Genomic DNA, 20780 nt, shown 5'->3' on the forward strand with positions numbered 1-20780 from the left:
GGGAGGGGGCGGGACGGTGGCGGCTGTCGCGGCTAGAGCGCCGCCAGCACCTCGCGCAGGACGCCGATCACACGGTCCTGCACGGCGGGCGCGAGCGAGGGGTACATCGGCAGCGAGAAGATCTGGCCGGCCAGTGACTCGGTGACGGGCAGCGAGCCGGCCGGCACCCCGAGGCCGGCGAAGCCGGACATGGTGTGCACCGGCCACGGATAGCTGATGTTGAGGTCGATGTCGTGCTCCCGCAGGGCCGCCAGGATCCGGTCCCGCTCGGGGTGGCGCACCACGTACACGTAGTAGACGTGGTCGTTGCCGGGGGCGAGGGCGGGCAGGACCAGGTCGGTGCCGGCCAGGCCCGCGGCGTAGCGCTCGGCGACCGCGCGCCGGGCGGCGACGTAGGCGTCGAGGCGGGGCAGCTTGCGGCGCAGTATCTCGGCCTGGACCTCGTCGAGCCGGGAGTTGTGGCCCGGGGTCTCGACGACGTAGTAGCGCTCCTCCATGCCGTAGTACCGCAGCCGGCGCAGCCGCCCGGCGGTGTCGTCGTCGCGCACCAGGACGGCGCCGCCGTCGCCGTAGGCCCCGAGGACCTTGGTCGGGTAGAACGAGAAGGCCGCGGCGTCACCCGTGGTCCCCGCGAGGACGCCGTCGTGCCGTGCCCCGTGGGCCTGGGCGCAGTCCTCCAGCAGGGCCAGCCCGTGCTCGGCCGCCACCGTCCGCAGCGGTGCCAGGTCGACGCACTGCCCGTAGAGGTGGACCGGCAGCAGACAGCGGGTCCGTGCCGTGACGGCCGAGGCCACCTGCGCGGTGTCCATCAGGTACGTGTCGGGGTCGACGTCCACGAACACCGGCTTCGCGCCCACCGAGTCGATGGCGACCACCGTGGGCGCCGCCGTGTTCGAGACGGTGACCACTTCGTCGCCCGGCCGGACGCCGAGGGCCTGGAGCGCCAGCTTGATCGCGTTGGTGCCGTTGTCGACGCCGACGCAGTGCGGCATGCCGTGGTAGGCGGCGAACTCCCTCTCGAAGCCGTGGGTGCTGGCGCCGAGGACGAGCCGGCCGGAGGAGAAGACGGTCTCGACGGCGTCGAGGATGTCCTTCCGCTCGGCGGCGTACTCCTCCAGGTAGTCCCACACTCTGGTCGTCACGGGCGGTCCGTTCCTTCCTTCACGCCGAGGAACAGGCCACGGCCGGACTGGGAGCCTTCGATGAACTCGGGCGTGAGCCCCGCGTCGCGCAGGGTCCGCTCGTACAGCGCCCGCGGGAAGAGCTGGTGGACGTAGGACTCCGTGAAGTGCCGCGCCCCGGTCTTCGGGTCGGCGACGACGTAGTGCACGTCCATGCGGGAGGCGTCGCCCTCGCGGGTGGTGTGGGAGAGCCGGGTGACGGTGCGGTGGTCGGGCCGCAGGACGTCGGCCGCCACGTAGCCGTCGGTGAACGTCTCGGGGAACCACCACGGTTCGACGACCACGACGCCGCCGGGCCGCAGATGGCGGGCGAAACAGCGCATGGTGCCCCCGAGTTCGGCCGGGTCCTGGTGGGCGACGGCGGCGAACAGGCACACCACGGCGTCGTAGGTGCGGCCGAGGTCGAAGTCGCGCATGTCGCCGTGGTGGAGGCCCGCCTCGGGCAGCCTGTCCCGGGCGACGGAGAGCATCGCGTCGGACAGCTCGACGCCCTCGGCCCGGTCGAACATGCCGAGGAAGTGCCGCAGATGCCCGCCGGTGCCGCAGGCGACGTCGAGGACCGATGACGCCCCGGGCACGCGTTCGCGGATCAGCCCGGCGACGTACGCGCTCTCCGCCGGGTAGTCCTTGCCGCGCAGTGTGTACACGAGGTCGTAGATCTCGGCGAACTCCGGTCCGTACACGGTCGTCCCCTCACTCGGATGTCATGGTGTCGGCCAGGGCGGCCACGGTCCGCTCCAGACCGGCGCGCAGCCCGGTCACCGGCTGCCAGCCGGTCACGGCACGGAACGCGGAGGAGTCGATGGTGACGCTGCTGAAGTCCGTCGCGGGCGCGGTCGGCGGCGGCTCGACGGAGACGACCGGCACCGGGGGCCGGCCGAGCCGCGCCGCCACCAGCCCGGAGACGGTGCGGCACACCTCGCCGAGCGGGTCGCCCCGGCCGGCGCCGAGCAGCCAGTGGCGTCCGGTCAGCGCGTCGCCGTGGCCGAGTGCCGCGACGAACGCCTGGGCCACGTCCTCGACATGGACGAGGTCGCGCTTGACGCTGCCGTCGTGCCAGAGGGTGAGCGGTTCGCCGGCGAGGGCGCGCCGCACCATGAAGGAGACCACCCCGCGGTCGGCGCCGTGGGGGGCGTCCACGTATCCGTAGACCGTCGGCAGACGCAGGCTGACGCCCCGGACGGCGCCGTCCGCGGTGGCGTCCATCAGGATCCGCTCGGCGGCGAGCTTGTGCTCGTCGTAGGCGGTGTGCGGGACGTCGGGCTCGCTGCCGTCGATGGGCCGGTCGGGCGTCAGGCCGACCTGGGAGGCGGCACCCGCGTAGAGGACCAGGGGCGGCGGGCCGTCGCGCCGTTCGGCGCGCAGGATCTCGCAGAGGTCCTCCATGACGCCGACGTTGGCCGCGCGGGCCGCCGGGTCGCTCTCGGCGGCGCGCCAGCCGCCGCTGTGCATCACGAGGTGCACGATCACGTCCGCGCCGGCGACCGCGGCGGCCAGCTCCCCGGCGCCGGTGAGGTCGGCCAGGCGGACGTCCGCGGTGACCCCCGGGGCGAGGGGGACGCTGCTGCGGCGCCGGGCGACGGCGCGCAGCCGCACGGGCCGCCCGGCGAAGGCGGCCGTCACGGCGGAGCCGACGAATCCGGACGCGCCCAGGACGACGACGTCGAGCGGACGGTGCGGGTCGCGCTCCGGTGCGCCGTGGCGCTGTGCCGTGGTGGTCATGACGACTCCCCCCGCCCGGACTCCCCCGCGCCGTACGCCGGGTGCTCCAGGGCGTGCAGACAGGCCAGCAGGCTGCGCGCCTGCATGGTGACGTAGTGGCTGTGGCGCAGCAGCGCGGACAGCTGGGCGGGCGTCGTCCAGCGGTAGCCGGGCGGCTCCGGCAGGTGTCCGGTCTCGACGATCAGGTGCCGGCTGCGGGTGTGGTACAGCCGGCCTCCCTCGTCGGACAGGACGGTGTCGAAGAGGGTCCGTTGCGGCCCGGCGCCGAGGACCTCGTCGAGGAAGCGCGGCCGTTCGCCGCCGGAGGCCGCCTCGTGGTCGCGCGGGGTGCACTGCACGGTGGGCCCGAGCTCGACGACGTCCACGAAACCCGGCTCGACGCGCTGCTGGACGAGCACGTGCAGCACGCCGTCGACGCGGGTGACGAGGAAGGCGACGAGGCCGGGCCCGTGGGCGGCGATCATCGGCTGGGACCATTCGGCGACCTCGCGGCCCGCGGCCTTCACCCGGACCCCGATGACGTCGAAGAAGCGGCCGCTCTCGTGGGCGATGGCGAGCGGGTCGCGCCGCCAGCCCTCCAGCCGGGGCAGCGGCAGGCGTTCGGTGGTGACCTCGATCCGGCTGCGGGCCTCGGTGATCCAGCTGAGGATGCCGGCCGTGCCGGAGCGGTCCGGGGGCGTGGCGGCGGACGCGGGCGGGAACGGCAGACAGGCCAGCACACTGCGGGAGTCCATGCTGACCAGGTCGTCGAAGCGGAGCAGTCCGAGCAGTTCGCCGAGCGGCATCCAGCGGAACCCGTCCGCCGCCTCGACCGCGTCCCGGGTCTCGACGATCATGTTGCGGTTCCGCTTGCGCAGGAACCAGGATCCCTGTTCGGACTGCCGGGAATCGGCGATGATCCGGTGTCCGGCGGTCTCACGGAAATACCGGAGATAGGGAACCGCTTTTCCGCGGTGCACACCGGTGAAATTGCTCCGGGTGGCCTGAACCGTGGGGGAAAGCTGGAGCCCATTGATGTTCCCGGGCTCGGCTTTCGCCTGCATCAGGCAGTGGAGTTCACCGTCGACGCGGCGTACGAGAATTCCGAGTATTCCCGTCTCCGGCTGGTTGATGACGGGCTGGTCCCAGCGCTCGACGGGGCCGCCCACATGGTGGGTCCGGATGCCCTCGACGGAGAAGAACCGGCCGCTGTGATGCGTCAGGGCCGGGGCGTCGGGGTCGCAGTGCCAGCCGCTCACCGAGGCCAGCGGGACCCGCTCGACATGGGTGGAGATGCTCCTGCGGGCGTCCTCGAACCAGTGCCGGAAAGCTGACGGCACGGATGGTGAATCACCCATTGATGCATTCATCAGCAACTCTCGGGGACTAGGTCGGGACTGCGGCATCACATTTCGTGGTGCCTGATTTTCTCGCAGTCCGCGCCCTTGTGGCGTCTCCCAGATTGCTCACACCGGGGCGTTCGGCAATTGCCGACCGGGCAGTGGCGGCCGGCCGGGGCCGGCCGCCGGCGGGATCATTCCCGGGCGCCGGTCAGATGATGGCAATGGCCCTCGTACACCCACTCTTCCCATTCCTCGGGCGTCCAGCCGCGTTCGGTCACCAGCAGATGGAACAGCTCCGGTCCGAGGAGGACGTACGAGATGTCGACGGCCCGCTCGACCGACAGGTCCTCGCGCAGCGCCTTCTTGGCGACCAGCGACTCGACGAAGCGCCGCTGGACGACCTGTCGCTGACGCTTGTTCGCCTCCCAGAGCTCGGCCCCGTCGCCGCTGGTCGTCGCCGCGTTGCGCAGCACCTCCAGCAGCGGGCCGACGCGTTCGTAGACGACGCGCGTCAGATGCACCTGGAGCCGGAGCTGCTGCCGGGGGTCCTCGGCCTCCAGCGCCTCGACCACCTGGGGCCGTTCCAGGGTGGGCACCGGGTCCTCGTCACCCGCGATGTGGACGTCGATGAGCTCCTTGAGGATCTGCTGCTTGCTCCCGAACGAGAAGTAGATCGTCTGCACGGCGACCTTCGCCTCACGGGCGATGGAGTCGATCGTCGTGGCGCCGTAGCCGTGCTCGACGAACAGTTTCATCGCCGCTTCCAGCATCCGGTTCCGGGTCTGCTGCGCCTTGAGCCGGCGGCCGGGGGACTTGCTCACCATCGTCGATCACTTCCTCGTCACTGCTACGGCGTCCGGCGCCACGGGGTCGGGGGCGGAGGACCGCCGGGCCGGTCGCCGCCGCACCGGCAGACCAGGCAAGTATGACTGCCGGCCGCCGGCCCCGGCGGACGCCCCCGCCCGGGGGCCGCAGGCGTGCGGACCCCGGCGGGGCGGGCGGTCAGTCAAGGGCCGTCCCCCGGCCGGCCGCCGGTGAGCGGCGCGCCGCGATCAGCGACCGGACGACCCGGTCGGGGCGGACGACGGCGGCGGGCTTCGCCAGCAGGTGCTGCACGTCCAGCATGACGCGGTGCGCGGGCACCGAGACATGACTGGCGAGCATGACCTGGCGCACGTAGCGGTTGAGCAGGTCCGTCCCCACTCCCTTGGCCCCGACCGTCTCGGGGTACATGAAGTCGCTGCTGGTCGACATCTGCCACGGCGTGTCGATCACCCGGGACGCCGCGCGGTAGAAGCGGCGCGCCATCGCGGGGGTCGCGGCCTTGTGCCGGTCGAGGCAGCGGGCGAGTTCGACGGCCTCCAGGGTGGCCGCGGTCATGCCCTGGCCGTACAGGGGGTTGAAGCTGCAGATGGCGTCGCCGAGGGCGACGAAGCCCTCCGGGACCTTCTTCAGGCGCTCGAACCAGCGCCGGCGGGCGGCCGGGTAGGTGAAGCGCTCGGCGTCCCCGTCCTCGACCGGCTTGGTGCGGGCCAGCAGGTCCGAGACGATGGAGGTGGGGAGCCCGTCGGCGAAGGCGGCGAACCCCTCCGGGTCGACCGGGGCGTGCGCCCGGTGCCACCCGCCGAGGGTGACGATCCAGCGGTCGCCCTCGACCGCGAAGATCGCGGCGGCGCGCTTGTCGTGGGGCGGCACCGCGGACATCAGGAACAGCAGGGCGTCGTCCTGCAGTTCGCCGCCCTGGCGGTGCATCACGCGGGTGGTGTAGCCGACGTCGATCTTGACCGTGGTGGTCTTCGGCGCGGGGCAGTCCAGCTCCTCCAGCCAGCGGTCGGTCCGTCCTGCGCTGCGGCCGGTGGCGTCGACCACGAGTTCGGCGCCGAGCCGGGAGCCGTCGTCGAGTTCGACGCCCAGCACCCGGCCGGACACACCGAACAGGCCGTTGACGGCGGTCCGGTCGCGGATCTCCACGTTCGGCAGGGCCGCCACCCGGCGGCGGACGGTGTGCTCCAGGTAGGCGCGGGTGAGGCTGATGCCCAGCTGGCCGCTCTCGAACCGGGTGCGCAGCGCGCCCATCTGGTGGAAGAGCAGGTCGTAGCCGGGGTCGAAGGGCACCGCGCCGCCCGCGATCAGCTCGTCGGTGAGGCCCGGGAACAGCCGGTCGAGCTTCCGGCGCCCGCTGATGAGCAGCGCGTGGGCGTGCGGGCTCTGCGGCACGCCCTTCCGGTCCGCGGCCGTCTCGGGGAGCGTGTCGCGGTCGAGGACCGTGACCGATTCGAACCTGCTGGACAGCGTGCGGGCGGCGACCAGGCCGCCGATCGACCCTCCGATGATCACCGCGTGTCCGCCGATGACGCCCACGTGCCCTCCCCAAAAAGACAGCAAATGCGGTGCGAGTGCACCGCCCGGCACATTCTCGGCACTCCGCCCCGAATATGTCTTCTCCAGGGTTGCTCAGCCGCCGCGGATTGGGTCAGGAGGCGAAGAGTTCCGGGAGCGCGGCGCCGATCGTGGCGCGTTCGGCATCGAAAATCCTTACCCGGGAGGGGGGTTGCAGCACGAGGTCGACGGTCACCGTGGAACCCGGCGATATGTAGAAGGGGCCGGCCGTGCCGACGGCAATGGGCTGTTTACCGCCGCCCGCTCTGCGCGACACGGCCTGAATGTGCCACGGGCCTTCCGGAACGTATTCGATGCGCCATGTCCCGGTGCCCTGTTCCATTCGGCAACAGCGGGCGGGGCGTTCCTGCCGGGTGAGCGGGGGAATGGCGGCGACGAAAACCGGCTCGTCCTCCTGGCCGTCACTGCGGAATATCCTCCCGCGGAACGATCCGTAGGCGAAAGGCGCGTCGTCCTTGCGGCCCGCGGTGAAGTCGACGGCCGCGGGGCCCAGCTGGGCGAGCCGTCTGAAGCGCCCCGGCGAGACGCCGACACTCCTGGTGAAGCGCGTCGTGAAGGTGCCGAGGCTCGAGTAGCCCACCTGCACGGAGATGTCCGCGACGCGGTCGGAGGTGCACAGCAGCTTGCGCTTGGCGACCTCCTGCCGGACCGCCGTCAGGAAGCGGGCCGGCGGCAGCCCGGTCTCCTGGCGGAAGATCCGGGCCATGTGGAAGGAGCTCAGCCGGGCCGTGTCCGCCAGGACACAGAGCGACAGCTCCTCGTCGTACCGGTGACGTATCGCTTCGACGACGCTTTCGATCTCGGGCCGCATGCAGGACTCCCCGTGAGGTGTACGCGCACCTGCACACCCCTGCCGGGCCGGGACCGCGTGGCGGGCGGACTCCGGGGGCGGAGCGTGCCGACATCTGTGGAGCCGCTGGTCACCGCGGGGGTTCCCGAACGGCTTGCCTGTTTGCGTAGTGTACCTCTAGAGTCCGACATGAGACAGTGACTCTAGAGAGGGACTTGGCCATGACCGTCGTCCGGATCACGCGCTTCAGGACCGACCCCGCCAACGACGCGGAGATGATCGACAAGCGGGCCACTCTCATCGCCGCGGTCCGCGAGTCCTACCCGGGGCTCACCGAGGCCCGTCTCGGCCGCCTCGAGGACGGCACCTGGGTCGACCACTGGTACTGGGAGTCCGCCGAGCACATGCAGAAGGCACTGGCCGCGGCGCCCACCATCCCCGAGGCGGGCGCGGCGTTCGCGCTCACCACGGACACCACCGCCGAGTCCGCGGAGATCGTGGCCGTCGTCTGACCCGCCCGCCGGCCCGGCCGCCGGCGGACCTGCGCTCCCGCCTCCGCCCGCACGATTCGATCGTGCGGGCGGGGGCTTTTTTGCATTGTCTTGGTGAACTCACCGCGCGCCGCCCGCGTCCGCCGTCGCCGGCATCCCCGAATAGGGCGCGCTATTCGTCCGGACAACCGGACCTCTTTACCGTCCCGAAGGTGCGCGGACATTCCCGAAGGGGCCCAGAAGGGCAGGCGGGACCGAAATCCGACATCCCCGCCATACCGCTGCGGCAGGGGGTACCCCTAAGGGGGGAACCGCAAGAATGAAGAAGACACGGCGGACGGGGTCTGCGAGGCTCTTTGGGTAAGGGCAGTCCACCGTAGCCGATGCGGATCTCACCCCTGACACAGCCGGTGAGCCGATTTCGAGAATCACGCGCACTACGTGAGAACCATCGCGTCACACCACCTTCGCGCTGTTGATCGCACACCGCAGAGACAGCCGCCCCGGACATTCCGCCACGTTTTCCGGGGCCCGGCAGATCATGCCCACGGAGCCGTCTCACGTCCGGGTCTACGCGCGACACATCGCGCCGCACGGACGCTCCTGTTCCACGGAGTTCCACGGACTTCCACAAAGAAGAATCCACATGGGGGCCATCATGGAGTACGCAGTACAATGCGCAGTGAAAACGATTCGAGAACGGTACTTCGAGCCGCTGACGCTGGATGAGTTAGCCCACGCCGCGATGGTGAGCAAGTTCCACTTCCTTCGTTCCTTCCGGCGGATCACCGGCGTCACCCCCGGCCGTTTTCTCAGCGCGATACGTCTCCATGAGGCGAAGATCCTGCTGCTCACGACCTCCCTGAACGTGAGCGACATCGGCGCCCAGGTCGGCTACAGCAGCACCGGCAGCTTCACACGGCGATTCAGCGAGTCCGTGGGCTGCTCCCCCACCCAGTACCGGCACTCCGGGCACGGCCAGAACCCGCCCGTCGACCCGGGCGCCGCCCTCGCGGGCGAAGGTCTCGCCGAGCAGCGGGAGATGGACCTCCTCCCGGAGGCCGCGCCCCGGCGGGAGCAGGAACAGGGCTGTGTCACCGGTGTGGTGAAGTCGCCCGGCAGGACCGCATCCGGCATCTACATCGGCGTCTTCGAGAGCCCCATCCTGGAACGCACCCCCGCGGCCCGCGCCGTGGTCGCGCACTCGGGCCAGTTCCGGATCGGCGGTGTCCCGGAGGGGACCTGGTACGTGCACGCCGTGGCCCAGGGCGCGCACGCCGGCGCCGCCGGCGAGAGCACCGCGCACCAGCTGCTGGTCGGCACCGCGGGGCCGGTGCAGGTGGGGCCCGGCACCGACCCGATCGTGCAGATGACCCTGCATCCGCTGGGCTGGTCCAACCCGCCGATCCTCTTCGCCTTCCCCGGCGAAGGGGCGGCCTGACCCGCCGGGACGGGCCACCCGCGGACCGCCCGCCCGGTGCGGGGCCGGCGCCTCCCGGGGCCCGGCGTCCGGATCCTTCCCGATCCCACGCCGGGCCCGGGGCCTGCCCCGTGAGCGCCCTGAAGGGCCGGTCCGGATGCGCGGCGCGCATCCGGACCGGCCCTTCAGGGCTGCCGTGCGGCCGGGCGGATCAGAAGCTGTACTCGCCGAAGCGGCCCCAGGCGACGAACGCCGCCAGCGCCAGCAGGACGAGGTTGACCACGACGGCGGGCGCCTCCTTGCGCCGGACGTGGACGACCGCGGCGAGGGCCATGGTGACGGCGAGGCCCGTGGCGGCGACGGGCACCAGGCCCGGGGCGATGTCGAGGACCGCGGGCAGCACGAGGCCGATGGCCCCGAGCACCTCCACGGCGCCGATCCCCTTGACCGCTCCGTCGGAGAAGTCGGCGGCCCACGGCATGTTGCCGGCCGCCAGTTCCGTCCTCGGTGTGACGACCTTCATCAGGCCGACGGCGGCGAACAGGAAGGCGACGATTCCGGCGACGATCCATAAGGTGGTGTTCATGTCTGTCTTTCCTCTGCTTTCTCATCGGTGAGCACGGGTCGAAGGCTCCCCCCGAACGCCTCTGCGCTTCTGCGTTGCTGTGGAAATGGGCCGGATCGCCGCACGGACAGGCCGGAGCCCCGGCACGGATCTCCCGTGCCGGGGCCACGTCACAGGGTGCGGACGCCGACCGTCACACCTCCCCCTCGATGTGCGAGCGGACGAATGCGTACGCCCGGTCGCCGATCGTGCGGCCCATGGTCCAGGAGGCCTCGATGGCCGGCATGAAGTGCACACCGCCCCAGAACCTGCTGAGCCCGCAGTCCCTGGTCCAGTCGGTCCAGGAGGTCCAGTGGAGTTCCATCGGCTGACGGGGCGTCGCTCCCGGTTCGACGACCGAGGAGTTCACGGCCCGGGTCACCTTGATGTCCACCGCGTCCGTCCCCAGGAACCGGCGGACCGACTGCGCCTCGGCGGCGCACAGCGAGGTGGAACCCGACGGGTACTCGGGGTGGTCGGGGGTGCCCAGGTAGCTCTGCCACTGGTCCGCCGGGAGGGAGACGGTCCCCTTGCCGGGGCCGCCCCAGGCGCGCACGGGGCGGCGTCCGTACACGTGGCGGATCGCGGTGTGCGGGCGGACGGCGTCGTAGACGACCTTGTTGTACCAGGCGAAGATGCTGGCGTCGAAGGTGGCCGTGTCGGCCACCGTGTGCAGGTGCACCCAGCCGTCGAGGTCGAGGCCGGCCCTGTCCGACGCCGAGCCGACGGCCGCGCCGAGGCTCATGAACTTGTCGTCGAACATCTCGCACTTCATCTTCTGCTCGTCCGTCAGATTCGCGGACGCGGCGAGGATGCCGTCCACCTGGCGCCGGTACTCGGCGCGGTTGTGGTGGTCGCTGGCCCGCGGGACGGGCGCCCGGAATTCGCTCGGGTCGCTGTAGGAGTAGGGCCGCACCCGGGCGAGCTGGGGCGTCACGAACTGCTGGACCTGGAAGACCCCGTTGCCCTTGGTCACCACGAGCGGCTGCCACCGGGACGCGTTCCGCAGCCGGTAGGCGGAGTTCTCCGGCTGGTAGCCGGTGTAGTCCGCGTAGGGCAGGCGGTTGTACTCGCGGCCGCCGTGGTCGCCGAGCTGGTTCATGCCGTCGTGCAGACGGCTCTCCAGGACGTGCCGGGCCGCGAGGTTGCCGATGCCGACGGGTGACCCGGTGTTCTCCCGGGCGTCGTCGGGGTCCATGCCGACCGAGACCATGGTGTCCCGCCACAGCTGCCGGTGTCCCGGCAGCAGGACCTCGTACATCCGGTACGTGGCGTAGAGCAGCGCGATGTTCTTGTTGCGGTTGGTGACCGCCTCGGAGGCGGGACGGCGTCCGAGATCCGAGTGGATGCCCACCGCGGTGGGGTGGTACGGCGCGATCGCGTCGAACCAGGCGTGGGCCACCAGGTTCGCGAAGCGGATGATCAGCGAGGCGTCGCTCGGTGCCACGGCCGCCCGCGCGGGCCCGCCGGAGACCGGCCCGAAGACGTCCAGCGCGGCGTTGCCCCGGTCGAAGTCGAAGTGGTGCCTCGGCGTTGCGGCGGCCGCCGGGCGGGCGGCCGGTCCGAGGCCGTCGGTGGCGGCCACGCCGGCCCCGGCGGCGATGCCGAGCAGGACCGACCTGCGCGGCGTGCCCGGTCTTCCGTTCACTGTCCATGCGCTCATCGCGAACCCCCCTTGTCCGGAAAACGACGGCGGATGTGCCGCCGGTGCACGACCTTCACAGGGGTCACGCAGGGTGTCGCCTCCTGGATTGCTCAGGCGCACGGCGCGCGCCACCGACCCCCCTGCCCCATTCACAAGAGGGAGACACTAGAGCCCTCATATAGTAACGTCTTCTGGCGACCGGGGTCACGTGGGAACGGGACGAGTCCGAGGACCCGTCCCGTCCGTGTGCCGCCCTCGGTGCGGCTCCCCGCCGCCCGGGCCGGGCCGGGGTCAGTCCGGGGAGGGGGGCTCCACCACGCCGACGAGGTGGACGTAGACGACGGAGGAGTCGACGCCGTCGAGCCCGAGAGCCGCGTTGACCGTGTCGTCGTAGAAACCCCCGATCCCCACCGACGACTTGCCCAGCCACGTCGCGACGAGCGCCAGGTTCTGCGCGAGGTGGCCGCTCTCCTGAAGGACGAGACGATAGGAGCGCAGGCCGTAGTGGAGCCTCTGGAAGGTCAGGTCCGCGACCGTGAAGACCCACAGCGGGCAGTCGTCGACGTGCAGGTTCCCGCCGGCCTTCGGCGGGAACACCACGCTCGGGTCGGTGGCGGGCGCCATCCGCATCAGCTCGGCGCAGATGTCCTGGTCGCCGATCAGTTCCAGTGCGTGGCCGGCGGCGTCGTAGAGGTAGGTCCCGCGCTCCAGCCCTTCGACGTCGTGGCAGTAGAGCAGGACGCGCAGGGGGTAGCGGGTGCCGCCGCTCGGATAGGGCCGGACCGGGTACGAGGCGTCCGCGCCGGGCATGGTCTTGTGCGCCGTGACCCCGGCCGAGAAGTGGAGCAGGGCACCCAGGTCGCCGAGGGTGAACGGCCCGCGATAGGTGCCGTACGCGCTGCGCCGGGCGAGCAGCACCTCCTCGAACGGCGGGGCGCCGCCCGGCACGGCGGGGCGCTCCAGCGCGATGCGCGCGAGCGGCGCCGGGAGCTCCTGGCGTCCCTCGGCCGTCGCGCCGGGCATGTCGGGGCGCTGGTCCATGAGCCGGGCGCCGAAGAACTTGCCGTGCTCGTGCAGCAGGCGGTCCGGGGACACCTGGGTGTCGGCGAAGTAGGGCAGCCGGGGACCGCCGGAGACCAGGTCCATCGACACCAGCCAGGCGGCGTACGCCTCGTCCTGCGCGGTGAGCCCCAGCTGGTTCGCCAGCAGCCGGGCGAAGGTGCGCAGCACCTCGCCGGGGGCGGCGGTGAGCACTCCCGCCTCGTGCGCGGGCGCGAGGGCGGCCCGCAGCGCGCACTGGTCCCGGTACCAGTCCCCGGCCGTGGTGCCGGGCAGGGCCAGTTCGGCCCGGGTGGCGGCGTGCCGCTGCCGCCATTCGGCCTCGTTGCGGAAGTGGTCCTGCTCCGCACCGCTGCGCGCCGCGTGCCGGTCGGCGGCCAGGGTGGAGGTGTGGGTGCGCAGCCAGGACGCCGCGCGCCGGGGCTCCGGATCGGCCGCCGTCGCGGAGGCGAGCAGCAGCGCGGCCGCGGCACGCAGGCGCTTCTCGCGCGACGGTGCGGCCCGCAGGGCGGCGAGGGCGGTCCGCGCGGTGCGGGCGAGGTGCGGCACGCAGCGGGCGAACCCCTCGTCGCCGCCGAACAGGGCGGCTGCCGGGCCGGGCCGGACACCGTCCGGGCCCTCGGCGACGGCCGCCGGATCGGGCACCGCGGCACGGAGCGCCTCGCCGAGCGCCGCGACGGCGCGGCCGTCCGGTGCCCACACGTGGACCGTGAGACGCCCGCCGTCCTCGTCCGTCCGCTCGGCGAACCAGCCGCCGACGTCACCGGCCGCCTCGCGCGCGGCCGCCCAGGGGGCGACGGTGCCGAGCAGCAGGCGTTCCGCCGCCGCCTCGTCCTTGTCGAGCGCCACGTGCAGGGAGTGCCGGCGCTCCGCCGCGCCCTCCGTGCCGTCCGCCCGCGCCAATGTCGTCATTCCGTCACCCGTCCTCGGTCCGCGGATTGTCCAGGAATTCATCTGTGCCGCTTCGGAATTGGTGACGATAGCCGCGCCGCGGCAGGGCCCACAAGACCGGAACCAACCCGCCCGACAAAGCAATTTGGGATATTCTCGCACCGCCCGCCACATGCGAAAATGCCCCTTAATACACAAGGGAGCCACCCCTCTCCCGGGAAAGTACGTCGCAGCACCAGGTAATCGCGGGAAAAGCCGCTCCACTACCTCCCGGACGGACGTCCGGGCTCGATTCGCCGCCCTGCGCACCCCGGCGGGCGGTGGTGTTGAACGTGGCAGAAGACAGCTCGTCCCCGCTCTTGACCGGGCCGGGGGCATCAGCTCGGGAGACTCGGAAATGAAGTCGATCAAAGTACTCGTCGCCGGCGGGGGGATAGGCGGGCTCGCCCTCGCCGTCGCCCTGCGCGAACGCGGCATCGCCGTCGAGGTCTTCGAACGCGCCAGAGGCTTCGGGAATACCGGCTCGGGCATCGAACTGACGCCCAACGGCGTGAAATCGGTGGACCGGATCAGCGCCGGGCTCGGCGAGGCCGTGCGCCGGGCCGGCTGGTCCAGCGAGAGCCACGCCGGCGACATGCCCATCATGTCCTCGGAGGGCAGACTCCTGAAGAGCCGGGAGGTCGGTAACTTCCCCGCCAAGTGGGGCGCCCCCATGATCGGCATCCTCCGGGCCGACCTCCACCGGATCCTGGCCGACGCGGTGAGCCGCCCGGGCCCCGCGCCCGTGACGGTGCATCACCAGGCCGCCGTGGTCGGGGCGGCCACCGACGGGCGGACCGCGAGCCTGACCCTGGCCGACGGGCGCACCGTCACCGGTGACGTGGTCGTCGGCGCGGACGGTGTGCGCTCCACCCTGCGCGGCATCGTGGCGGGGGAGGTGCCGCCGCGGTACCTCGGGTTCACCTCCGTCCGCGGCATCTCCAAGCGGCCCCCGCAGCACGGCGACGGCTTCGTCTTCGTCGGCCCGGGCGGCCACTTCTTCGCCGAGGCGTTCGACGACACCCGGCTGTTCTGGACCGCGACGGTGAACTCCCCCGAGCACGTCTGGCCGGCCAAGCCGGTGGAGCAGGCCAAGGCGGACCTGCTGGAGCTGTGGGGCGGCTGGTCGTCCCCGCTGCCGGAGACCGTCGCCTCCTGCGCGCTGGAGGACATGGTCGTCACCGACGTCCACGACTGCCCCCCGCTGAAGCGCTACCACACCGGCCGGCTCGTGCTGCTCGGGGACGCCGCGCATCCGATCGGCCCGGTGCTCGGGCAGGGCGCCAACATGGCGCTGGAGGACGTCGCGACGCTGGCCTGCCTGCTGGCCGAGCAGGACGTCCCGGCCGCGCTGCGCCTGTACGGGCGGGTCAGGTCCCGTCGCGCCAACAAGATCGTCCAGCACTCCCGGCTGCTCGCCCGGCTGGGGCACACCACGAACCCCCTGGTGGGCCGGATCCGCGACGCGCTGATCAGTTCCATGAAGCGCCGCGAGGAGACCTACCGGGACAAGGAGCTGTTCAGCTTCAGCCCTTGAGTCCCGCAGCACCACCGACAGCAGCGCCATCCGCCCCGCACCGCGACGCCGGTTCCTACCACGACGAAGGACAACGATGACCAACCTCGCCGACTACGTGTTCCACAACGTCCCCGCGCAGCTGAGCCCGCTGGAGGAGTTCCTCGACCCCTTCACCCGCGCCGAACTCGCCGAGATCGCACCGGCCCCGGGCGGCCGCTTCCTCGACCTGGGCGCGGGCGGCGGCTCGGTGACCCGGATGCTGTCCCAGATCGCCGGCGAGTCGGGCAGCGTCGCCGCCGTCGACCAGGACACCCACATGGTGGCGCCCGCCCCCAACGTCTCCATATACACCCAGGACCTGAGCACGGGTGAGCCGCTGCCCGCCGAGGGCCCGTTCGACCTGGTGCACGCCCGGCTGCTGACCCACCACCTGGAGAACCGGGTGGAGTTCGTGCACCAGCTGGCCGGTTCCCTCAAGCCCGGCGGCTGGCTCCTGCTGGGCGAGTTCGTCCGCTCGGCACCCAAGGTCGTCTCGGCGCCCAGCGAGAAGCACGCGGAGGCGTTCGTGCGGGTGCTGGACGGCCTGTACGACGTGATGACGGCGCGTCACACGCACGGCGCCTGGGGCCACGAGGTGCACGCCACCATGCTCGACGCCGGGCTGACCGACGTGCGCACCCAGTGGCACTACCAGAGCTGGACGGGCGGCGGCCACGGCTGCCGCCTCTTCGAGAACAACGTCAGCCAGAAGCGCGACGCCATGATCGAGGCGGGCTTCGACGCCGCGGACATCGACCTGTTCCTCGCCTCGATGCACGACCCGGCGATGGTCGTCCGCAGCCACGAGTTCGTGTCGATCCGTGGCCGGCGTGGCTGAGGGAGGTCCCCCCGTGAGCAGTCGCAGGCGGCACATCGCCTTCTTCAACGTCCCCGCCCCCGGGCATCTGATGCCCACGCTCGCGGTCGTCGAGGAGCTGGTGCGCCAGGGCCACCGCGTGAGCTATCCGGCGACCGCGGCCCACGCCGACGACGTGGCGTCCACGGGCGCGGACGTCGTCCCGTACGAATCCACCATCGACGTGCAGCGGGACTTCCCGGCCGGCACCGAGAACTGGCTGGCCAAGGTCCTGCTGAGCGGCGTGCGCGAGGGGATCCACACCACGCCCCTGTTCGACGCGCACTTCGCCGGCGACCGCCCGGACGCCGTCGTCTACGACGGCTACGTGCGGTGGATCGGCGAGCTGCTGGCCGAGAAGTGGCAGGTCCCGGCGGTCCGGCTGTTCCCGGTGGGCTGCGTCAGCCAGCACGTCACACCGGCCGCCGTCGGCGACGCAGCCTATGCCGAACTGACCGCGGAGATGCACCGCTTCGCCGCGATGAACGGCGTCGACCCGGCGTTCGGCTTCCACGGGCTGAAGGGCGACCCGGAGGCGCTGAAGATCGTCTTCTATCCGAAGCGGTTCGGGTACGTCGACGCCGAGACCGACGACAGGTTCCGCTTCGTCGGGCCGTGCCTGCGGACCAAGTCGCTGGAGGGCGACTGGCAGCCGCCGGCGAGCGGGAAGCCGGTGGCGCTGCTGTCCCTGGGCACCAGCTTCAACCAGCAGCCGGAGCTCTTCCGGATGTGCATCGAGGCGTTCGAGGACCTGCCGTGGCACGTGGTGGTCGCGGTGGGGCCCGGTGTCGACACGGCCTCCCTGGGGCCGCTGCCGCCGGACGTGGAGGTGCATCCGTGGGTGCCCTTCCAGGCGGTGCTGGAGCACGCGCGGCTGATGGTGTGCTCCGGCGGTACGGGCACCGTGATGCACGCGCTGCACACGGGCACCCCGCTGGTGGTGCTGCCCCAGCTGGCGGCGGCGGACGGACTGGCGCGCCAGCTGGAGGAGTTCAACGTGGGGCGGATGATCGGCAGGGAGGAGGCCTCCGCGAAGGCGGTGCGCGCGGCGGTGCTCGACCTCACCTCCGACGAGTCCGCGGCGGCCGCCACCCGGGACATGCAGAGCCATGTCCTCGCCTCGGGCGGCGCGGTGCGCGCCGCGGCCGAGATCCTGGCGCACATCGACGGCGCCGCGTAGGCGCGGGAGGGACCGGCCGCGGCGGCTGCTGGACCGGGAGGTTCAGGAGCCGTCGTAGTCGGTGCCCGACAGCTGCTGCGCGAAGTTGATGAGCTCGGTCTCGAAGAGGGCGCCGCTGTCGGTCACCGCCCAGTCCATGTGGCCGAAGATCTCCATGGCGATGATGCCGTAGAGCCGTGCCCAGGCGGCCAGGAAGGCGAAGATGACCGGGAGGGGGAGCCCTTCCTGTCCCTCCAGGTAGTCCCGCAGGCCCGGGGCGAGGCGGTCCTCGATGAGTTCGACGGGCGGGGTGCGCAGCTGGCCGCGCCGGTCGAGCTCGGCGATCTCGCCGAGGAAGGTCACGCCCACGCAGGCCGGCGCGTAGTCCGGCTCGGGCGAGTCGCCCTGTTCGGCGCCGGGGGGCGGCGGTCCGAGCATCAGCCCGAACTCGGCACGGTGCTCCAGCCCCCAGTCCCGGAAGGCGCGGGCCATCGCCAGCAGGCGCGGCAGCGGGTCCTTGCCGGGAACGCCGTCGCGGGCGAGGGTGGTGACGGCGCCCAGCTCCTTGAAGAGGTCGCTGCGCACGTCCGCGAGCAGCGCCTCCAGGCTCGGGTAGTACCGGTAGAGCGCCGAGGGCGTCATGCCCATCTCGCGTGAGATGGCCCGCAGGGACACCGCGCCCGGACCCCCCTTGACCAGCAGCTCCTTGGCCACGTCCTTGATCTCGGCCACGGCGGACGCCCGCCGCTTCTCACGCCAGTTCGTTGCCATCCGCCTGCCCAGTCACTCGGTTCCGACCTGTGTCCCAGCATTCCACGAGCAGCACTCTGCGAGAACATGCTTGACAGTAGAGTACAGCGAGCTGCAAAGTGAACAGTGTTCTCGTTTCGGCGCAGTGTTAACGCGATGAAGGTGCGAATGTGAGTACCCAGACCCAGGCACCGGCGGGCCCCGGCCGGCCGGGAGACGTCACCGCAACCCCCGCGATCGAGATCAGCGGGCTGACCAAGACGTACGGCTCGTCCGACACGCCGTCCGTCGACAACGTGTCCCTGTCGGTCCCGGCCGGCACGGTCTTCGGCTTCCTGGGCCCCAACGGCGCGGGGAAGACCACCACGATCAAGATCCTGGCGGGACTGCTGTCCGCCACCTCCGGCAGGACCCTGCTGAACGGCTACGACGTCACCAAGCAGCGCTCCGCCGCGATGCAGCAGTTCGGCGCGGTCCTGGAGGGCTCCCGGAACGTCTACTGGACCCTGACCGCATGGCAGAACCTCCAGTACTTCGGCCGTCTCAAGGGCATGCGCAGCGCCGACGTCCAGGTGCGCGCCGAGGAGCTGCTCAAGGGCCTCGACCTCTGGGACCGCCGGGACGAGAAGGTCGGCGGCTACTCCCGCGGCATGCAGCAGAAGGTCGCGGTGGCCACCGCGCTCATCGCCGACCCGCCCATCGTGCTGCTCGACGAGCCCACCCTCGGCCTGGACGTCGAGGCGACCCGCACCGTCATGGAGTGGATCCGCACGCTGTCACGCGAGCGCGGCAAGACGGTCCTGCTCACCACCCACCAGATGAACGTGGTGGAGGAGCTGTGCGACCGGGTGGCGGTCATCCGCAAGGGACAGGTCATCGCCGACATGTCCACCGAGCAGCTGCTGTCGCAGTTCCGCGAGCGCGACGCCTACGAGGTCCGCGTCGAGGGCGATCTGCCGGAGCTCTCGCTGCCGGCCGGTTTCACCGCCAAGAGCGTCGAAGGCGCCACGATCGTCACCGGCCGGGTGGCCGAGCCCCAGGAGATCTACACGCTGGTCGACCGGCTCCGCGAGCAGCACGCCGTGGTGCAGTCGCTCTCCCAGGTGGCACCCGACCTCGAGGACGTGTTCATGGGTCTCATCAAGGCGCCCGCCCATGACTAGCCTCGCCCCCCTCCCCGCGCAGCGCGCCGCCCGCCCGGCGGTCGGCTGGAAGCTCACCCCGCGCACCGGGATGAGCGTGCTGGGCGCCGAGATCCGCAAGGGTCTCCTGTCCCAGCTCGCCCACCCCGTCGGCCACATCATCATGCTGACCATCAGCACGGTGCTGTACCTCGGCATGCAGTACGTGATGGGCCAGGGCGAACTGCGCCGCGACCTGATCCCGGAGACCCTGGTCGCCATCAGCGGCTACTGGTTCCTGCACTACGGCAGCCTCGTCATGGTGGCGGACCTGGTCGAGGAGAAGCGCGGCGGGACGTACGCCCAGAGCCACATGTCGCCCGCTCCCCCGTGGGTGTTCATGATGGGGCGGCTGTTCACGGCCTCCCTGATGGGCCTGATGGTCGCCGTGGTCGCCACCCTGGTGCCCATGCTGGTGACCGGTGTGACGATCCCGCTGAAGCTCGCGGCGCTGATCCCCTACGCGCTCGTCGTGGTCAACGTGCTGGCGTTCACCTTCGTGCTCGCCGCCATCGCGATCAACTCGCCGATGGTCGGCGCCCTGCACTCGCTGTTCACCTCGCTCGTCATCCTGCTGAACGGCTCGATGATGCCGCTCGGTCTCTACCCGGACTGGCTGGCGATGGTGGCGCGCTTCCTGCCGACCACGCTCGGGATCGAGGCGACGACGAAGGTCCTCTTCGACGGGGCGTCGCTCGGGGACATCTGGTCGGACGGGACGCTGCCGTGGCTGCTGGCGTACACGTTCGCGCTCGTCCTCTTCGGAGGGTGGATCTTCGCCCGTAACCAACGCCGTGCCGTCCGCGACGGCCGGCTCGGCCAGTACTGACATGAGCGGGGACCTGTCATGACGACGCTCACTCCCATCGCCGACCGCGTCGGCCCGGCCCCGGCCGCCGGCCGGCCAGGCGCCGCCACGTACTACAACGGCTTCAAGAACGAGGTGCACAAGGGACTGCTGAACTTCGCCGCCGGCTGGCGCGAGGTGGTGATCCAGATGATCACCTTCCCGATCTTCTTCCTGCTGCTCGTCCTGTTCATGGGGAAGGGCCAGCTGAAGGACGAACTGCTGCTGCCGGGACTGCTCGGCATGGTGTCGCTGACGTTCATCCACGAACAGGTGAACCGGGCCTTCTGGAGCTACCTCGGCGACATGCAGTCGGGTGTGCTGGAGCAGACCTATCTGACGCCGCTGCCGTCCTGGACGCTGATCCTCGGCCGACAGGTCGCCGCGGTGGTCTCGGCCCTGCCGAGCGCGCTGTCGGTGCTCGTGGTCGGTGTGATCACCATCGAGGCACGCGGCGGGGACACACCCTTCGACCTGCAGATCCTGCTGCCGCTGGCGTCCATCGTGCTCGGCACCTGCGGGCTGGCGCTGATCCTGTGCGGACTGACCCTGGTCTTCAAGCGCATCGAGATCATCACGCAGTTCTCGATGGCGATCTGGTTCATCGCCGGCGGCACCTTCGTCCCGCTGGACAACATGCCGGACGTCACCGCGTTCCTCAGCCGGCTGCTGGTGCCGATCGCCCCGGGCATCGAGGCCATCCGCGACATCCTGGTCGGCGGCCACTCCCTGCTGGACCTCCAGACCGGCTGGGGGCTGTGGTGGGTGATCCTCCAGCCCCTCCTGCTGGTCGGCGTCGGCGTGGTCCTCTTCGGCCGGCTGGAGCACGTGGCCAGGCGGCGGGGCACCCTGGGCCGGTACTGAC

Annotated in this window: 19 protein-coding genes; 8 read left to right on the forward strand and 11 right to left on the reverse strand. The window is 71.4% G+C overall.

The window, feature by feature from the left end; all coding sequences use genetic code 11:
• Positions 1-32: 32 nt before the first annotated feature.
• From EAO77_RS22160 to EAO77_RS22190, 7 genes are all read right to left on the reverse strand, one after another.
• Complete coding sequence (locus tag EAO77_RS22160) at positions 33-1142, reverse strand: DegT/DnrJ/EryC1/StrS family aminotransferase (protein ID WP_147990051.1); 1110 nt, start codon at positions 1140-1142, stop codon at positions 33-35.
• Positions 1139-1864, reverse strand: coding sequence for a class I SAM-dependent DNA methyltransferase (locus tag EAO77_RS22165; protein ID WP_147990052.1), 726 nt, complete (start codon positions 1862-1864; stop codon positions 1139-1141). Before EAO77_RS22165 ends, EAO77_RS22160 begins: the two co-directional genes overlap by 4 nt.
• A gap of 10 nt (positions 1865-1874) precedes the next feature.
• Complete coding sequence (locus EAO77_RS22170; protein ID WP_147990053.1) at positions 1875-2903, reverse strand: NAD-dependent epimerase/dehydratase family protein; 1029 nt, start codon at positions 2901-2903, stop codon at positions 1875-1877.
• Entirely contained in the window at positions 2900-4240 is a 1341-nt protein-coding gene (locus EAO77_RS22175; protein ID WP_261994099.1) for an NDP-hexose 2,3-dehydratase family protein, read from the reverse strand. Before EAO77_RS22175 ends, EAO77_RS22170 begins: the two co-directional genes overlap by 4 nt.
• Before the next feature lie 176 nt (positions 4241-4416).
• Positions 4417-5049 (reverse strand): TetR/AcrR family transcriptional regulator, encoded by a 633-nt coding sequence (locus tag EAO77_RS22180; RefSeq protein WP_261994100.1) that lies wholly within the window; start codon positions 5047-5049, stop codon positions 4417-4419.
• Positions 5050-5227: 178 nt separating this feature from the next.
• Positions 5228-6586, reverse strand: coding sequence for an FAD-dependent oxidoreductase (locus tag EAO77_RS22185; protein ID WP_147990055.1), 1359 nt, complete (start codon positions 6584-6586; stop codon positions 5228-5230).
• 112 nt (positions 6587-6698) lie between these two features.
• The gene (locus EAO77_RS22190; protein ID WP_147990056.1) at positions 6699-7436 is read right to left on the reverse strand and encodes a helix-turn-helix domain-containing protein; all 738 of its coding nucleotides are present in this window, start codon (positions 7434-7436) and stop codon (positions 6699-6701) included.
• Positions 7437-7636: 200 nt separating this feature from the next.
• On the opposite strand from EAO77_RS22190, the gene EAO77_RS22195 reads away from it, so the two are divergent.
• A complete protein-coding gene (locus tag EAO77_RS22195) occupies positions 7637-7927 on the forward strand; it encodes an antibiotic biosynthesis monooxygenase (protein WP_147990057.1) in 291 nt (96 codons plus the stop codon).
• Between the two features lie 637 nt (positions 7928-8564).
• Complete coding sequence (locus EAO77_RS22200; RefSeq protein ID WP_261994104.1) at positions 8565-9347, forward strand: helix-turn-helix transcriptional regulator; 783 nt, start codon at positions 8565-8567, stop codon at positions 9345-9347.
• A 190-nt stretch (positions 9348-9537) separates the two neighbouring features.
• Here EAO77_RS22200 and EAO77_RS22205 read toward each other — a convergent pair whose 3' ends face one another.
• The 3 genes from EAO77_RS22205 to EAO77_RS22215 form a co-directional block, all read right to left on the reverse strand.
• Complete coding sequence (locus EAO77_RS22205; protein WP_147990059.1) at positions 9538-9912, reverse strand: DoxX family protein; 375 nt, start codon at positions 9910-9912, stop codon at positions 9538-9540.
• A gap of 172 nt (positions 9913-10084) precedes the next feature.
• Positions 10085-11593, reverse strand: a complete 1509-nt coding sequence (locus EAO77_RS22210; protein ID WP_147990060.1) for a vanadium-dependent haloperoxidase — start codon at positions 11591-11593, stop codon at positions 10085-10087.
• Between the two features lie 273 nt (positions 11594-11866).
• On the reverse strand, positions 11867-13546 hold the full coding sequence (locus EAO77_RS22215; RefSeq protein ID WP_147990061.1) for a SagB family peptide dehydrogenase: 1680 nt from the start codon (positions 13544-13546) through the stop codon (positions 11867-11869).
• A 376-nt stretch (positions 13547-13922) separates the two neighbouring features.
• Here EAO77_RS22215 and EAO77_RS22220 point away from each other — a divergent pair, with 376 nt between their 5' ends.
• From EAO77_RS22220 to EAO77_RS22230, 3 genes are all read left to right on the forward strand, one after another.
• Positions 13923-15101 carry an FAD-dependent oxidoreductase gene (locus EAO77_RS22220; protein WP_187283359.1) on the forward strand — a complete coding sequence of 393 codons (1179 nt, stop codon included), beginning with the start codon at positions 13923-13925 and terminating at the stop codon, positions 15099-15101.
• Between the two features lie 76 nt (positions 15102-15177).
• Positions 15178-15960, forward strand: a complete 783-nt coding sequence (locus EAO77_RS22225; protein ID WP_147990063.1) for a class I SAM-dependent methyltransferase — start codon at positions 15178-15180, stop codon at positions 15958-15960.
• A 13-nt stretch (positions 15961-15973) separates the two neighbouring features.
• Positions 15974-17158: a macrolide family glycosyltransferase gene (locus EAO77_RS22230; RefSeq protein WP_147990064.1), complete on the forward strand. Its 1185-nt coding sequence runs from the start codon at positions 15974-15976 to the stop codon at positions 17156-17158.
• A 42-nt stretch (positions 17159-17200) separates the two neighbouring features.
• Here the strand turns inward: EAO77_RS22230 and EAO77_RS22235 are convergent, their stop codons facing one another.
• On the reverse strand, positions 17201-17908 hold the full coding sequence (locus EAO77_RS22235) for a TetR/AcrR family transcriptional regulator (RefSeq protein ID WP_147990065.1): 708 nt from the start codon (positions 17906-17908) through the stop codon (positions 17201-17203).
• Between the two features lie 149 nt (positions 17909-18057).
• On the opposite strand from EAO77_RS22235, the gene EAO77_RS22240 reads away from it, so the two are divergent.
• Genes EAO77_RS22240 through EAO77_RS22250 form a run of 3 tightly spaced genes read left to right on the forward strand, consistent with a single transcriptional unit; the run spans position 18058 to position 20779 of the window.
• A complete protein-coding gene (locus tag EAO77_RS22240) occupies positions 18058-19050 on the forward strand; it encodes an ATP-binding cassette domain-containing protein (protein ID WP_147990066.1) in 993 nt (330 codons plus the stop codon).
• On the forward strand, positions 19043-19897 hold the full coding sequence (locus tag EAO77_RS22245) for an ABC transporter permease (protein WP_222723692.1): 855 nt from the start codon (positions 19043-19045) through the stop codon (positions 19895-19897). The genes EAO77_RS22240 and EAO77_RS22245 overlap by 8 nt, the downstream gene beginning before the upstream one ends.
• 18 nt (positions 19898-19915) lie before the next feature.
• Entirely contained in the window at positions 19916-20779 is an 864-nt protein-coding gene (locus tag EAO77_RS22250) for an ABC transporter permease (protein WP_147990067.1), read from the forward strand.
• The last annotated feature ends 1 nt before the right edge of the window (position 20780 follow it).

It is taken from the genome of Streptomyces sp. T39, assembly GCF_008042045.1.
In the GTDB taxonomy this organism is placed as follows: Bacteria; Actinomycetota; Actinomycetes; order Streptomycetales; family Streptomycetaceae; genus Streptomyces.

Bases quoted from the DNA above. Each gene is read 5' to 3' on its own strand.
- EAO77_RS22170 (WP_147990053.1), bottom strand. From the start codon at position 2,903: ATGACCACCACGGCACAGCGCCACGGCGCACCGGAGCGCGACCCGCAC.
- EAO77_RS22175 (WP_261994099.1), bottom strand. From the start codon at position 4,240: ATGGGTGATTCACCATCCGTGCCGTCAGCTTTCCGGCACTGGTTCGAG.
- EAO77_RS22180 (WP_261994100.1), bottom strand. From the start codon at position 5,049: ATGGTGAGCAAGTCCCCCGGCCGCCGGCTCAAGGCGCAGCAGACCCGG.
- EAO77_RS22190 (WP_147990056.1), bottom strand. From the start codon at position 7,436: ATGCGGCCCGAGATCGAAAGCGTCGTCGAAGCGATACGTCACCGGTAC.
- EAO77_RS22195 (WP_147990057.1), top strand. From the start codon at position 7,637: ATGACCGTCGTCCGGATCACGCGCTTCAGGACCGACCCCGCCAACGAC.
- EAO77_RS22200 (WP_261994104.1), top strand. From the start codon at position 8,565: ATGGAGTACGCAGTACAATGCGCAGTGAAAACGATTCGAGAACGGTAC.
- EAO77_RS22205 (WP_147990059.1), bottom strand. From the start codon at position 9,912: ATGAACACCACCTTATGGATCGTCGCCGGAATCGTCGCCTTCCTGTTC.
- EAO77_RS22210 (WP_147990060.1), bottom strand. From the start codon at position 11,593: ATGAGCGCATGGACAGTGAACGGAAGACCGGGCACGCCGCGCAGGTCG.
- EAO77_RS22215 (WP_147990061.1), bottom strand. From the start codon at position 13,546: ATGACGACATTGGCGCGGGCGGACGGCACGGAGGGCGCGGCGGAGCGC.
- EAO77_RS22220 (WP_187283359.1), top strand. From the start codon at position 13,923: ATGAAGTCGATCAAAGTACTCGTCGCCGGCGGGGGGATAGGCGGGCTC.
- EAO77_RS22225 (WP_147990063.1), top strand. From the start codon at position 15,178: ATGACCAACCTCGCCGACTACGTGTTCCACAACGTCCCCGCGCAGCTG.
- EAO77_RS22235 (WP_147990065.1), bottom strand. From the start codon at position 17,908: ATGGCAACGAACTGGCGTGAGAAGCGGCGGGCGTCCGCCGTGGCCGAG.
- EAO77_RS22245 (WP_222723692.1), top strand. From the start codon at position 19,043: ATGACTAGCCTCGCCCCCCTCCCCGCGCAGCGCGCCGCCCGCCCGGCG.
- EAO77_RS22250 (WP_147990067.1), top strand. From the start codon at position 19,916: ATGACGACGCTCACTCCCATCGCCGACCGCGTCGGCCCGGCCCCGGCC.